The 13,983-nt window shown below is 64.1% G+C and carries 11 protein-coding genes; 6 read left to right on the top strand and 5 right to left on the bottom strand.

The genetic code is table 11. The annotated features are described in order from the left end of the window. The first annotated feature begins 19 nt into the window (after positions 1-19). The 5 genes from QA645_RS37900 (at position 20) to QA645_RS37880 (ending at position 4,279) form a co-directional block, all read left to right on the top strand. Complete coding sequence (locus QA645_RS37900; RefSeq protein WP_283046175.1) at positions 20-931, top strand: amino acid ABC transporter substrate-binding protein; 912 nt, start codon at positions 20-22, stop codon at positions 929-931. 130 nt (positions 932-1,061) lie between these two features. Continuing rightward, on the top strand, positions 1,062-1,793 hold the full coding sequence (locus QA645_RS37895; RefSeq protein WP_254134520.1) for an amino acid ABC transporter permease: 732 nt from the start codon (positions 1,062-1,064) through the stop codon (positions 1,791-1,793). Between the two features lie 4 nt (positions 1,794-1,797). Further along, the gene (locus QA645_RS37890) at positions 1,798-2,490 is read left to right on the top strand and encodes an ABC transporter permease subunit (protein ID WP_283046174.1); all 693 of its coding nucleotides are present in this window, start codon (positions 1,798-1,800) and stop codon (positions 2,488-2,490) included. Positions 2,491-2,502: 12 nt separating this feature from the next. Beyond that, entirely contained in the window at positions 2,503-3,234 is a 732-nt protein-coding gene (locus tag QA645_RS37885; protein ID WP_254134518.1) for an amino acid ABC transporter ATP-binding protein, read from the top strand. A 184-nt stretch (positions 3,235-3,418) separates the two neighbouring features. Continuing rightward, positions 3,419-4,279, top strand: coding sequence for a D-amino-acid transaminase (locus QA645_RS37880; RefSeq protein ID WP_283046173.1), 861 nt, complete (start codon positions 3,419-3,421; stop codon positions 4,277-4,279). Positions 4,280-4,406: 127 nt separating this feature from the next. Here QA645_RS37880 and QA645_RS37875 read toward each other — a convergent pair whose 3' ends face one another. From QA645_RS37875 to QA645_RS37865, 3 genes are all read right to left on the bottom strand, one after another. After that, positions 4,407-4,868, bottom strand: coding sequence for a carboxymuconolactone decarboxylase family protein (locus QA645_RS37875; protein ID WP_283046172.1), 462 nt, complete (start codon positions 4,866-4,868; stop codon positions 4,407-4,409). A 39-nt stretch (positions 4,869-4,907) separates the two neighbouring features. Further along, entirely contained in the window at positions 4,908-6,527 is a 1,620-nt protein-coding gene (locus QA645_RS37870; protein ID WP_283046171.1) for an MDR family MFS transporter, read from the bottom strand. A 120-nt stretch (positions 6,528-6,647) separates the two neighbouring features. After that, positions 6,648-7,799, bottom strand: a complete 1,152-nt coding sequence (locus tag QA645_RS37865) for an HlyD family secretion protein (protein ID WP_283046170.1) — start codon at positions 7,797-7,799, stop codon at positions 6,648-6,650. A gap of 141 nt (positions 7,800-7,940) precedes the next feature. On the opposite strand from QA645_RS37865, the gene QA645_RS37860 reads away from it, so the two are divergent. Continuing rightward, on the top strand, positions 7,941-8,849 hold the full coding sequence (locus QA645_RS37860; RefSeq protein WP_283046169.1) for a LysR family transcriptional regulator: 909 nt from the start codon (positions 7,941-7,943) through the stop codon (positions 8,847-8,849). Between the two features lie 114 nt (positions 8,850-8,963). On the opposite strand, the gene iaaH is transcribed toward QA645_RS37860, so the two are convergent. Beyond that, the gene (gene iaaH, locus QA645_RS37855; protein WP_283046168.1) at positions 8,964-10,388 is read right to left on the bottom strand and encodes an indoleacetamide hydrolase; all 1,425 of its coding nucleotides are present in this window, start codon (positions 10,386-10,388) and stop codon (positions 8,964-8,966) included. A 75-nt stretch (positions 10,389-10,463) separates the two neighbouring features. Beyond that, entirely contained in the window at positions 10,464-13,913 is a 3,450-nt protein-coding gene (locus tag QA645_RS37850) for an indolepyruvate ferredoxin oxidoreductase family protein (protein WP_283046167.1), read from the bottom strand. Between the last annotated feature and the right edge of the window lie 70 nt (positions 13,914-13,983).

Here is a 13,983-nt window from a genome sequence, read left to right as displayed (position 1 = left end):
TCCTGAAAGGGGAGAAAAAGTGAAACATTTCCGTCACATCGGCCTTGCGCTCGCCGCGACCTTTGTCGTCAGCCAGGCCGGCGCCGAAGAACTGACCGGCACGCTGAAGAACATCAAGGACACCGGCGCGATCACGCTGGGCTTCCGCGATTCCTCGATCCCGTTCTCCTATCTCGACGACAACCAGAAGCCCGTCGGGTTCGCGATGGACATCTGCTACAAGATCGTCGACGCCGTGAAGAAGGAGCTCAAGCTCGACAAGCTCGAGGTGAAGCTCAATCCCGTCACCTCGGCGACCCGTATCCCGCTGATGGCGAATGGCACTATCGACCTCGAATGCGGCTCGACCACCAACAATGCCGACCGCCAGAAGCAGGTCGCCTTCACCAACACCCACTATCTGACCGCCAGCCGCTACGTCTTCAAGAAGTCGAGCGGGCTGAAGTCGATCGACGACCTCAAGGGCAAGACGGTGGTCTCTACCGCCGGCACAACCAACATCAAGCAGCTCACCGAGGCCAATGTCGCCAAGAGCCTGGGTGCCAATATCATCCCGGCCAAGGACCACGCCGAAGCCTTCCTGATGGTCGAGACCGACCGCGCAGTCGCCTTCGTGATGGATGACGTTCTGCTCGCGAGCCTGGTTGCCGGCTCGAAGACGCCGGACGACTACGTCATCTCCAAGGACGCGTTCTCGAAGCCTGAGCCCTACGGCATCATGCTGCGCAAGGACGACGCGCAGTTCAAGAAGGTGGTCGATGCGGCGACCGCTGCACTCTATACCTCCGGCGAAGGCCAGAAGATCTACGACAAGTGGTTCACCGCCAAGATCCCGCCGAAGGGCCTGAACCTCAACACGCCGATTTCGGCCGAGCTGAAGAACGAGTTCGCAAAACCTTCGGACTCGCCGAACCCGGACGACTATAAGTAAGATATACCTCGATCCCTCGGGATCGGGATCATGTCCGGCCACTCTTGACACCAGAGTGGCCGGACATTTGCATAGGCGCCCAGAACTTCTTTCGAGCCAATTTTGATTGGCGCGTTCGCGCGGGGGACACGTGAACTACCACTGGAACTGGGGAATTTTTTTCGAGCCGAACCCGATGGGGACCGGCACCTATCTCGACATGCTGCTGTCGGGGCTGGTGCTGACCCTGAAGACGGCGGTGCTCGCCTGGATCATCGCGCTGATCTTCGGCTCGATCGTCGGTGTGATGCGGACGCTGCCTTCCAAGGCCGCCGGCTGGTTCGGCTTCTGCTGGGTCGAGTTCTTCCGCAACATGCCGCTGCTGGTGCAGCTGTTCCTGTGGTTCTTCGTGCTGCCGGAATTGCTGCCGAAGGCCGCCGGTCTGTGGCTGAAGCAATTGCCGAACGCGCCGTTCTGGACGGCCGCGATCGGCATCGGCTTCTTCATGTCGGCGCGCGTCGCGGTGCAATTGCAGGCCGGCATCTCCTCGCTGCCGCGCGGGCAGAAGATGGCCGCGACCGCGCTCGGTCTGACCACGGTGCAGGGCTATCGCTACGTGCTGCTGCCGATGGCGTTCCGCATCATCCTGCCGCCGCTGACCTCGGAGTTCCTCAACACCATCAAGAACACTGCGGTCGCCATCACCATCGGCCTGATCGAATTGACCGGACAGGCCCGCTCGATGCAGGAATTCTCGTTCCAGGTGTTCGAAGCCTTTACGGCTGCGACCATCCTTTATCTCCTCGTCAACGCCGTCGTCGTGACCGCGATGCGCTATCTCGAGCGCTACGTCGCGATCCCCGGCTACATCACGGGGAAATAGCGCCATGTTCAGCAATTTTGATTTTGGCGTCATCATCCGCGCGCTGCCCTATCTGTTCTACGAGGGCATGACGTTCACGCTGATGCTGACGGGGCTCGCGGCGCTCGGCGGCCTCGTGTTCGGCACCGCCATCGCCCTGATGCGGCTGTCCGGCTACAAGACGCTCGGCCGCATCGCCGGCCTCTATGTCGACTTCATGCGCTCGCTGCCGCTGGTGCTGGTGATCTTCTGGTTCTACTTCCTGGTGCCCTATATCGGACAATGGGTGACCGGTGCCTCGCGGCCGATCAGCGTCGGCGCGTTCGCCTCTTCGCTCATCACCTTCATCATGTTCGAGGCGGCCTACTTCTCCGAGATCATGCGCGCCGGCATCCAGTCGATCTCGCGGGGGCAGCCGGCCGCGGCCAGCGCGCTCGGCCTGACCTATGCGCAGACCATGCGCTACGTCGTGCTGCCGCAGGCGTTCCGCAACATGCTGCCGGTGCTGATTACGCAGACCATCGTGCTGTTCCAGGACACCTCGCTGGTCTACGTGCTGTCGATTACGGACTTCCTCGGGGCCGCCAGCAAGGTCGCGCAGCGCGACGGCCGTCTGGTCGAGATGTATCTGTTCGCCGCAATCGTCTACTTCACCATTTCCTGTATCGCGTCCTTCGGCGTCCGCCGCCTCCAGGCGCGCATCGCCATCATCCGCTAGAGCAAGTCGGTCATGATCGAAATCAGCCACGTCAACAAATGGTACAGCCCGACCTTCCAGGTGCTGACCGACTGCACCACCAGCGTCACCAAGGGCGAGGTCGTCGTGGTCTGCGGCCCTTCGGGCTCGGGCAAGTCGACCCTGATCAAATGCGTCAACGCGCTGGAGCCGTTCCAGAGCGGCGACATCTCGGTCGACGGCACCAAGGTCAACGATCCCAAGACCGACCTGCCGAAGCTGCGCTCGCGCGTTGGCATGGTGTTCCAGCATTTTGAGCTGTTCCCGCATCTGAAGATCATCGACAATCTCTGCCTCGCTCAGCAGAAGGTGCTGGGCCGGTCGTCCGACAAGGCCGTGGCGAAGGGCATGCAACTGCTCGAGCGCGTCGGCCTGAAGGAACAGGCGCAGAAGTTTCCGGCACAGCTGTCCGGTGGCCAGCAGCAGCGTGTCGCGATCGCGCGCGCGCTCGCCATGGATCCGATCGTGATGCTGTTCGACGAGCCGACCTCGGCGCTCGATCCCGAGATGGTGAGCGAGGTGCTCGACGTCATGGTCGACCTCGCCCATGACGGCATGACCATGATGGTCGTGACCCACGAAATGGGCTTTGCCCGCAAGGTCGCCAACCGGGTGATCTTCATGGACCGCGGCGAGATCGTCGAGGACGCGCCGAAGGACGATTTCTTCGGCAAGCCCCGCAGCGACCGCGCGCAGAAGTTCTTGTCGAAGATCTTGTCGCACTAGCCACTTCCTCCGTCATTCCGGGGCTCGCGTCGCGCGAGCCCCGGAATCCATAACCACCAGCTGAGGTTATGGATTCCGGGTTCATTCGCTTTGCGAATGCCCCGGAATGACGGATCGAGGGTTTATCGCGCGCTTCAAATCCCCTATACCCGTCGATAAATCCCCCTTTTTCTGGAGACCAGCCTTGGATTCGATCGCCTACGTCAATGGCTCATTCGTCCCGCTCTCGGACGCGAAGGTCTCGGTGCTCGACCGCGGCTTCCTCTTCGCCGACGGCATCTACGAGGTCTCGGCCGTGCTTGACGGCAAGCTGGTCGACAATGCCTCGCATCTGGCGCGGCTGGAGCGCTCGGTCGGCGAGATCAAGCTGAAGCTTCCGGAGACGGTCGAGCGCATCACCGAGATCCAGAAGGAGCTGATCGCCCGCAACAAGGTGGTCAACGGCCTGGTCTATCTCCAGGTCACGCGCGGTGCCGACAAGGGCCGCGACTTCGCTTTCCCCAAGGGCGACGTCAAGTCGAGCCTGGTGATGTTCACCTCCGAAAAGGACATCATTAATGCAGAGGCGGCCAAGACCGGCATCAACGTGATCACAGTGCCCGACATCCGCTGGGAGCGGCGTGATATCAAGAGCGTCGCGCTGCTGGCGCAGGTGCTGGCAAAGCAGGCGGCTGCGGAAGCCGGCGCCGGCGAGGCCTGGATGCTGCAGGACGGCTACGTCACCGAAGGTGGTTCGTCGTCGGCGTTCATTCTCACCAAGGACGACGTCATCGTCACCCGCAAGAATTCCAACGCGATCCTGCCGGGCTGCACCCGCAAGGCCGTGGTCGCGCTCGCCGAAGAGCGCCAGCTCCGCGTCGAAGAGCGGTCCTTCACGGTGGAAGAGGCGCTCGCCGCAAAGGAGGCCTTTGCGACATCGGCCTCGCTGTTCGTCCAGCCGGTGGTGGCGATCGACGGCAAGAAGGTCGGCGATGGCAAGCCCGGCCCGCTCGCCGCGCGGCTGCGCGAGATCTATGTGGAGTTCGCGAAGGCGACGGCTGTTTAGGCGGCAGACTCCGCTGCCGTAGGGTGGGCAAAGCGAAGCGTGCCCACGTCTTCCGTTGAATTCATGGACAGGTGGTGGGCACGGCGCAAGTGCGCCTTTGCCCACCCTACGAGACTGCCCGTGCGGCTTACGCCACCGACGCCTTCACCTTCACCGGATGAACCGCGCGGAACGCGATCGCCAGCCTGTTCCAGGCGTTGATGGCGCCGATCAGCATGGTCAGGTTCACCGTCTCCGCATCGGAGAATCGTCCGCGGACCTCTTCGTAAACGTCGTCCGGCGCGTGCGCTTCCGCGATCAGCGTCACCGACTCGGTCCAGGCCAGCGCGGCGCGCTCGCGGTCGGTATAGAGCGGGGATTCACGCCAGGCGTTGAGCAGATAGATACGCTGCTCGGTCTCGCCGCGCTTGCGCGCATCCTCGGTGTGCATGTTGATGCAGAAGGCGCAGCCGTTGATCTGCGAGGCCCGGATCTTGACGAGCTCGATCAGCGATTTCTCGAGTCCGGTGGACTGGATCTGCTCTTCGAGCGCCATCAGCGCCTTCATCGTGTCGGGGGCGGCCTGGTAGAAATTCATGCGGGGTTTCATGGTCGTTCTCCTTGCTTGAGTTGGTCTCTTGGGTTGAGGTCAGTGGGCCTCGCCGGCCGAGACATGGCCGGGCTTCTTCAGGAAGAGGACGGCGATCAGGGCCACGATCAGCGCCATGCCGAGCAGATAGAAGGTGTCGCTGAAGGCGAAGATGTATGCCTGCTTCTGCACGATATGGCCGATCGCGACATAGGCGCGATGCGACGCGTCCGCACGGTCGAGCACACCGTGATTGATGAAGTACTGCGTGAGCTGCTCCAGCCGTGTGCGCGTCGCCTGCTCGAACACCGAGACCGACTGCATCAGCACGTTGGAATGATACTGCTCGCGCTTGGTCAGCACGGTCTGCAGCAATGCGATGCCGACGGCACCGCCGAGGTTGCGCATCATGTTGAACAGGCCGGAGGCCGAGCCGGCATTCTCCGGCTCGATGCCGGCGGTTGCCACGGCCGATAGCGGCGCCATCACCAGCGCCTGACCAATGGCGCGAACGACGTTGGGCCACAACAGCTGGTCGGCGGCGTAGTCGTTGGTCATGAAGATGTTCATGAAGCTCGAGCCTGCGAACAGGGCGAAGCCGACTCCGATGATGAGCCGCGCGTCGAACTTCTGCATCAGGCGCGGCACCAGCGGGATCAGCAGCAGTTGCGGCAATCCGGTCCATGCCAGCACCATGCCGATCTGTTCGGAATTGTAGCCCTGGATGCGCGCCAGATATTGCGGCAGGATGAACACCGAGCCGTACAGCGCGACGCCGAGCAGGAAGTTGGCGAGCATGCCGAAGCCGAAATTGCGGCGGACCAGCAGGCGCAGGTTCAACAGCGGCTTCTTCACCGTCAGCTCGATGATCAGGAAGGCTGCGAGCGCGACCGCCGCGATGACGCTGAGCTTGACGATGAAGGGCGAGCCGAACCAGTCGTCTTTGTTGCCTTCCTCCAGCACGGTCTGCAGCGCGGAAAGGCCGATCGCCATGGTGATGATACCGGCCCAGTCACCGTCGCGCAGCAGCGACAGCTTCATCGGCTTGGCGTCGAGCGCATACCAGAGCATGCCGACCATGATCGCGCCGGGCACGAGGTTGACGTAGAAGATGTACTGCCAGCCGAAATTCTCGGTCAGATAGCCGCCGATGGTCGGGCCGATCGCAGGCGCGAACGTCGCCGACAGCGCGAACAGCGCAAGGCCGACCGGCTGTTTTCCACGCGGCAGCAGCGTGATGATGAGCGTGAAGGCCATCGGGATCAGCACGCCGCCGGTGAAACCCTGCACGGCGCGCAGCACGATCATCTGCGGAAGGTCCTGCGCCAGCGCGCAGGCTGCGGAGAGAACAAGGAACAGGATCGCGTTGGTGAGCAGATAGATCCGGATCGAGAACACTTGCGCGAGCCAGCCGGAGAGCGGGATCACCACGATCTCGGCGATCAGGTAGGAGGTCGAGATCCAGCCGCCGTCATCGATGCCGGCGCCGATCGCGCCCTGAATGTCGGCGAGCGAGGCGTTGACGATCTGGATGTTCAGCACCGCCATGAAGGCGCCGAGCGTGGCGCCGATCACGGCGATCCAGGTTTTGGCCGAGACGGCCGGCGTTGCGGGAGCCGCAGCGGGGGCGGGGAGATTGGCGGCGGAAGCGGCGTTGAGGGTCGGTTGAAGCGTGCTCATGGAAGCCTCGTCTCGGTTACAGAGACAGGATGCATTAGGCGGATGGTTTCGATAATCGCGGAAGTCCGGGAAGGATCATCCGGCGGGGCTTGATAATCCTTGCCGGGATCCCCCTGAGCGTCAGCCGCCGGTGCCGCGCGGCGCGTTGTCGGCGATGCGCTTGGTCGTCTCGCGCTCGGCCACCACGGTTGCCTTGGTGTCGACGGTCGGCACTGCCGACATGCCGGGCCGCAGCAGGCCGGTGAGGCTGTGATCGTCGAGCACGATCTTCACCGGGACGCGCTGCACGATCTTGGTGAAGTTGCCTGTTGCGTTGTCGGGAGGCAGCAGCGCGAATTCAAGCCCGCTCGCCGGTGACAGGCTGTCGACATGACCGTGCAGCGTGCGATTGCGAAAACTGTCGACGATCAGTTCGACCGGCTGGCCGGCGCGCACATGCGTGAGCTGGGTCTCCTTGAAGTTCGCGACCACATAGACCGCGTCGAGGGGCACCACCGCCATCAACTGCGTGCCGGCCTGCACGTACTGGCCGACGCGCAATGAGCGGGCGCCGACCGTGCCCTCAACCGGCGCGGTGATCTCGGTGTAGGACAGGTTCAGCTCGGCCTGATCCGCAACCGCGCGGGCGTGATCGAGCTGCGCCGTGGCCTGGGCACGCTGGGTGGTCAGAACGTCGACCTTGCGCTGCGCGGCGACGAGGCCCGACTTGGCGTGCTGCAATTGCGCGTTGCTGGCGCGGAGCGCCGCGTCGGTCTGCTGCGCGCGCTGGATCGTGCCCGAGCCCGACTTCATGAGGTCGTCGTAGCGGGCGCGCTCTTCCTGCGCGAATTTCAGATTGGCGTCGGCAGCCGTGACGTCGGCGGTGCTCTGCTCGATGATCGGCTGTTGCAGTTCGAGCTGGGCATCGAGGTTGCGAACCGAAGCTTCGGCCGCGGCCACATCCGCGCGAGCCTGGCCCAGCGCCGCCTTGAAGTCGCGGTCGTCGATCTTGGCCAGGAGCTGGCCGGCTTTGACCTTCTCGTTGTCGCCGACCAGCACCTGGGCGATGTAGCCCGACACTTTGGGCGCGATGATCGTGGAATCGGCCTTCACATAGGCGTCGTCGGTCGTTTCCAGGTAGCGGCCGGTCGTCAGGTAGTCGTAGCCAAAGTCACCGGCCGCGGCGACGCCGAGCACCAGTGCCAGCGCGAGGGCTGCCCGCTTGATCGCCTGGCGGGACGGCTTCAGGCTGATTTTGTCAGTCGTTTCAGTGGTATATGTGGCGTTCGACATGGCACCCTCGGAATTTCCATGCGCCTGTTTGGGACCAGTGCGCTCTTGATGGCTGCAAGATGCGTTGTCCCGGCCGTTGTGATAATCCCGGAATTGATGGAAGCATTATCCAGCCATGGCGGATAATCGGAGCCTCAAAGCATGGACCGCTTCACCAGCCTGACCGCCTTCGTCCGCGTGGTCGAAAACGGCGGTTTCTCCGCCGCCGCCCGTCGCCTCAACATGTCGACCACCATGGTGAGCAACCACGTCCAGGCGCTGGAAGACCGGCTCGGCGTGCGGCTGCTCAACCGCACCACGCGGAAAGTGAGCCTCACCGAAATCGGCAAGGCCTACTACGACCGCTCGACCCAGATCCTCGCCGATCTCGAGCAGGCCGACGACATCGCCGGCGCGCTGCAATCGGCGCCGCGCGGCACGCTGCGCATCCACACCGCCACCCACATGGTGCCGTTCGTCGCGCCCGTGATGGTCGAGTTCCTCGCGGCCTATCCGGAGGTCAAGGTCGACCTGCGCATGGGCGAGACCAATGTCGACCTGGTCGAGGAAGGCTTTGATCTCGCATTGCGCATGATCGCGCCGCCCGACTCCAGCCTGATCGTGCGGAGCCTTGCGACCTGGCGGCACGTGCTGTGCTGCTCGCATTCCTATATCGAGGCGCATGGACGCGTGCAGACGCTCGAGGAACTTGCCGAACATAATTGCGTGCGCCACATCAATTACCCCTTCGATGAATGGCGCTTCTTCGATCGCAAGGGCACGCCGGCCTCGGTGCGCGTATCAGGCAATCTGATCACCAACAGCGGCGAAGCCCTGCGTGAAGCGGCGTTGCAGGGGGCAGGCGTCAGCCTCGCGGCCGGATTCCTGGTCGGCGACGATCTCGACGCCGGCCGGCTGGTGCGCCTGTTGCCGGAATATCGGCCGGTCGAGATGTCGATGAATGCGGTCTATCCGCACAAGCATCATCTGTCGGCAAAGGTCAGGACCTTCATCGACATGCTCGTGCATCACAGCGCCGAGCAGCAGAAGCTGATCAATCCGTATTCGTGAGCCCCGGGCACTGTGCCGTAGGGTGGGCAAAGGCGCTCTTGCGCCGTGCCCACGGTCCTTCTCCAATTGATGAAAATCGTGGGCACGCTGCGCTTTGCCCACCCTACGGGTGCGTCAACGCGGCGACGGCAATCGCCCGAACACGCCGTCTAGCGCGATGCCGATTGCAAGCAGGCGTTCATCGCTGCCTGCCGGGCCATCGAGTTCAAGGCCGATCGGAAGCTTGCTCGTGGCGCCCAACGCGATCGGAATCTGGATGCCGGGAATGCCGGCATTGCTGCCGGGATCGGTGTTCTGGATGAACAGTCCGAAATTCTCCAGACTGCTGGACTCCGGATTGGACGCGATCGCAACTTGCGGCGTGGTCGGAAAGACGATGGCGTCCAGCCCGTTGTTTGCAAAGGTCTGCTGATAGAGCGCCTGAAGCGCCGGCCTCGCGACGTTGATTGCATGATCATAAAGCGGCTTTGCATCGACGAAGCTGCCATCGGGCGCCGGCAGTTTGCGCGGCAACACCAGACCCTCATAGGTGCCCTTGACGTCGGGGCTTGCGATCTGCGCGACCATGGCCTCGATCGTCACACCCGTGCCGGTGTTTTTGAGATAGGCGACCATGTCGTCATAGGCTTCGTACAGCGCGACCGGAAATCCGGCCTGGCCGTTGAGCTCGGCCAGCTCCGGCATCTCGATATCGACCACGCTCACGCCTTGCGCCTTCAATCGGGCGAGGGCGGCCTGAAAGGCGGCTTGCGTGTCTGCATCGAGGTTGGCCAGCATGCTCTTCACGAGACCGAGACGGACCTTGCTCAGATCGGCCGGTTGAACCGCATCGCCGCCGGCAATGACGCGATCGAGCAGCGCAACGTCCGCCATGGTGGCCGCCATCGGGCCTGCGGTGTCGCGGGTGTGCGAGATCGGCGCGATGCCGGCTTGCGGATAGCGGCCGACGGTCGGCCGCAGCGAGGCGCAACCGTTCAGTGCACCCGGCACGCGCACGGAGCCGCCGGTGTCGGTGCCAAGCCCACCCGCGACGATCCGCGCGCCGATTGCCGCGCCGGTTCCGGAAGACGAGCCACCGGCGATCAGCGCGCGGTCATAGGCGTTGCGGATGCCGTATTCGGCGCCGGTCTTGAACGCGGTGTTGTAGCCGGAGATGCCGAAAGCCAGCTCGTGCATGTTGGTCTTGCCGATGATGACGGCGCCCGCGGCCCGCAACTTCGCCACGACCGGCGCGTCAGCGCCTGGAATGAAGCTCTTCAGCCCCGGCGTTCCGGCGGTGCACGGCAGTCCGGCCACCTCGATGTTGTCCTTGATCACGATCGGGACGCCGCCGGGCGGTCTGTTCCCGGCGCCCGCGCCCTGCGCGTCGAACGCGACAGCGGCCTTGAGGGCACCTTCCTCATCCAGAGTGACGAAGGCGTTCAAATCGGCGTTGGCCTTGGCACGGGCTAGCGCCTCGGAGGTGAGCGCGTGGCTGGTGATTTTCCCCGCGGCGAGTTCGGCCGCAGCCTGGGTCAGGGTCAACTGGTCGTATTCCATGATGCGCCACCTGATTGCAGGACTCCATGAGGGAGCCTCTTCAACCCGGGAGGCTGAAGCCTCGGTTGCGTCACGTCAACCGGTGGCACGCATCTTTGCCGATGAAGATTTGACCAGAGCGGCGAGCAGCCGCTCGACCTCGGGCTTCACCTTGGCGATCGCGATGTCCTTCACGGGGCCGTAGCCGCGGATCTCCATCGGCGTTTTCGCGATGGCGACGAGATCGGGCAGATCCGCCGTTGCGAGCCGGTTCAGAAGCTGCGCGACGACGTCCTCGTACCAGCCGATCAGATCCCGCTCGGTCCGCCGTTCGGCGGTGTATCCGAACGGATCGAACGGCGTCCCGCGCAATCCCTTCAGCCGCGCCAGCATGGCGAGCGGCTTTTGGATCCACTGGCCGAAGGCGCGTTTGCGCGGGCGGCCGCGCGCGTCGCGGTCGGACGGCAGGAAGGGCGGAGCCATGTGATATCTGACGCTGAAGCCGTCCTCGAATTCGCGCTTCAGCTCGTCAAGGAAGCCGCTTTGCATGTGCAGGCGCGCGACCTCGTATTCGTCCTTGTAGGCCATCAGCTTGAACAAGGCGCGGGCGACGGCCTCGGTCAGTGCTTCGCTGTTGAGCGGAGCCTCGGCACTGCGGACTTTTGCCACGAGCGTCCGATAGCGCCCTGCGTAGGCTTCGTTCTGGTAGGCCGTGAGGAAATCGGCGCGCCTGGCGATGAGCTGGTCGAGCGTCTCGGCCTCGGGCCGCTCGTTCGCCTTCGGCAAAAAGTCCGGATCGGCTGCGGCGATCCGGCCCCAGGCAAAAGCCTGCTTGTTGCGTTCGACCGCGACGCCATTGAGCTCGATCGCGCGCAGCAGCGCCGATAACGAAACCGGCACCAGTCCGCGCTGCCAGGCAAAGCCAAGCATGATGATGTTGGCATAGACGGCGTCGCCCAGCAGCCGCTCGGCCAGGGCATTGGCGTTGATGCAGTCGAGATGGCCGCTGCCGACGACCTGCCGGATCGCGCGCAGGCGGGCGGGGGACGCGAGATCGGCGTCGCGGAAGCGGACGACGTCGCCGGTCGGCATTTCCGCGGTATTGATTGCAGCGCGCGTGCCGCGACGATAGGTGCCGGATGCCTTCGGCGAGGAACTGACGACGAGGTCGCAGCCGATCAGCGCATCGGCCGCGCCCTGATCGATGCGGACCTGGTGCAGCGCCTCGGGACTCGCGGCGAGCCGGATGTAGCTCAGCACCGGCCCGAACTTCTGCGCGAAGCCGGTAAAGTCCAGCACGGAGACGCCGCGGCGTTCGAGATGCGCGGCCATGCCGATCAGCGCGCCGACGGTGATCACGCCGGTGCCGCCGACGCCGGTCACGAGCAGATCGTAGGGGTGATCGAGCGTGACGGGGGCGGGCAGGGGAAGCGTGGCCGCGCGACCGATCGCATCGATCTGGCTTGCGCTCTTCTTCCGGCGCGTCGCGCCTTCGACGGTGACGAAGCTCGGGCAAAATCCATTGAGGCAGGAAAAATCCTTGTTGCAGGCCGACAGATTGATCTGTCGCTTGCGGCCGAATGGCGTCTCCTTCGGCTCGACGCTGAGGCAATTGGATTCGACCGAGCAGTCGCCGCAGCCCTCGCAGACGAGATCGTTGATGTAGGCAAAGCGCTTGGGATCGGCCATCTGTCCGCGCTTGCGCCGGCGCCGCTTCTCGGTGGCACAGGTCTGCTGATAGATCAGGACGGAGACGCCAGCGACGTCGCGCAGCTCGCGCTGTATGGCGTCCATCTCCTCGCGCGGATGGATGGTGACGCCGATTGGCAGATCCACGGGAGAGAACTGCGCGGGATCGTCCGATACCAGCGCGATGCGGTCCACGCCCTCGGCGCGGACGCTGTGCGCAATGGCATGCACGCTGACGGGGCCATCGACCGGCTGGCCGCCGGTCATGGCGACGGCATCGTTGAACAGGATCTTGTAGGTGATGTTGGCCTTGGCGGCGATCGCCTGCCGGATCGCCATCGAGCCGGAATGGTAGTAGGTGCCTTCGCCGAGATTCTGGAAGATGTGCTTGTGGCCGGTAAATCGCGATGACGCCGCCCAGTTCACGCCTTCGCCGCCCATCTGGATCAGCGAGGAAGTCTCACGGTCCATCCAGCTCGCCATGAAATGGCAGCCGATGCCCGCCAATGCCTTCGATCCCTCGGGCACTTTGGTTGACGTGTTGTGCGGGCAGCCGGAGCAGAAATAGGGCGTACGCGTCGCGCCTGCGACGTTGATCGTACGCTCGGCATCCGGCGACAGCGCCGCCGCCCGCGCGGCAAGATTGAGGCCCGGAAACATCGGATCGAGCCGGCGGGCGAGCACGGAGGCCAGCGCGCGCGGCGACAATTCGCCGATCCAGGAGATCAGCCGCGCGCCGGTTTCGTCGTGCTTGCCGACCATCCGCTCGGGTTTCGTGCCGGGATAGTCGTAGAAATATTCCTTGAACTGGCTCTCGATGATGCCGCGCTTCTCCTCGACCACGAGGATCTCGCGCTTGCCCTTCACGAAATCCATGGCGTCATGCAGCGCCAGCGGCCAGACCATCCCGACCTTGTAGATGTCGATGCCGATGCTGCGGCAAGCGGCCTCGTCGAGGCCCATCAGCCGCAGTGCTTCCATTAGATCGAGATGCGCCTTGCCCGTGGTGACGATGCCGTAGGTGGCGTTGGGAATGTCGTAGATGTGGCGATCGATCGGATTGGCTTTGGCGAAGGCGTAGACCGCGTGCTTCTTGGCCTCCAGCCGCTCCTCGATCTGCGGGCCCGGCAGATCGGGCCAGCGATAGTGCAGTCCGCCCGGCGGCGGGGTGAAGTCGGGCGTGCGGAAAATGCGCGGTCGGCGCAGCGCGACGGATGCGCCCGACTCGACGATCTCCGAGATCGCCTTGAAGCCGACCCACATGCCGGAGAAGCGGCTCAGCGCGTAGCCATATTCGCCGAACTCGAGGTATTCGCTGACGCTGGCGGGATGCAGCGTCGGCATGAACCAGCTCATGAAGGCGACGTCGGACTGGTGCGGCATCGAGGACGACACGCAGCCATGGTCGTCGCCGGCGACCACCAGCACGCCGCCATGCGGGGACGAGCCGTAGGCATTGCCGTGCTTGAGCGCATCGCCGGAGCGATCGACGCCGGGACCCTTGCCGTACCAGAGCCCGAACACGCCATCGACCTTGCGGTCGGTTTGGGTCTCGACCTGCTGCGAGCCGAGCACCGCGGTCGCCGCGAGGTCCTCATTCACGGCGGGGAGGAATTCGATGCGGTCCTGCTTCAATCGCTGCTGGATGCGCCAAAGTTCGAGATCGATGCCGCCGAGCGGGGAGCCGCGATAGCCGGAGATGAATCCGGCGGTGTTGAGCCCCGCGGCGCGATCGCGCCTGACCTGGTCGAGCGCAATGCGCACGATGGCTTGCGTGCCCGTGAGGAAGACGCGGCCGTCCTCGCGGTCGTAGCGGTCGGAGAGTTCGTAGGCGTCGAGTGACGGAATGGCGTCCATGGCGGACCTCGCGCGGCATTCTGCCGAATAGGTAAAGGGTAGGCCCGGCGGGCTGGTAGGTCCTACCTAT

Source organism: Bradyrhizobium sp. CIAT3101 (assembly GCF_029714945.1).
Lineage (GTDB): Bacteria > Pseudomonadota > Alphaproteobacteria > Rhizobiales > Xanthobacteraceae > Bradyrhizobium.
This window is presented reverse-complemented; position numbering and strand designations above follow the sequence as displayed.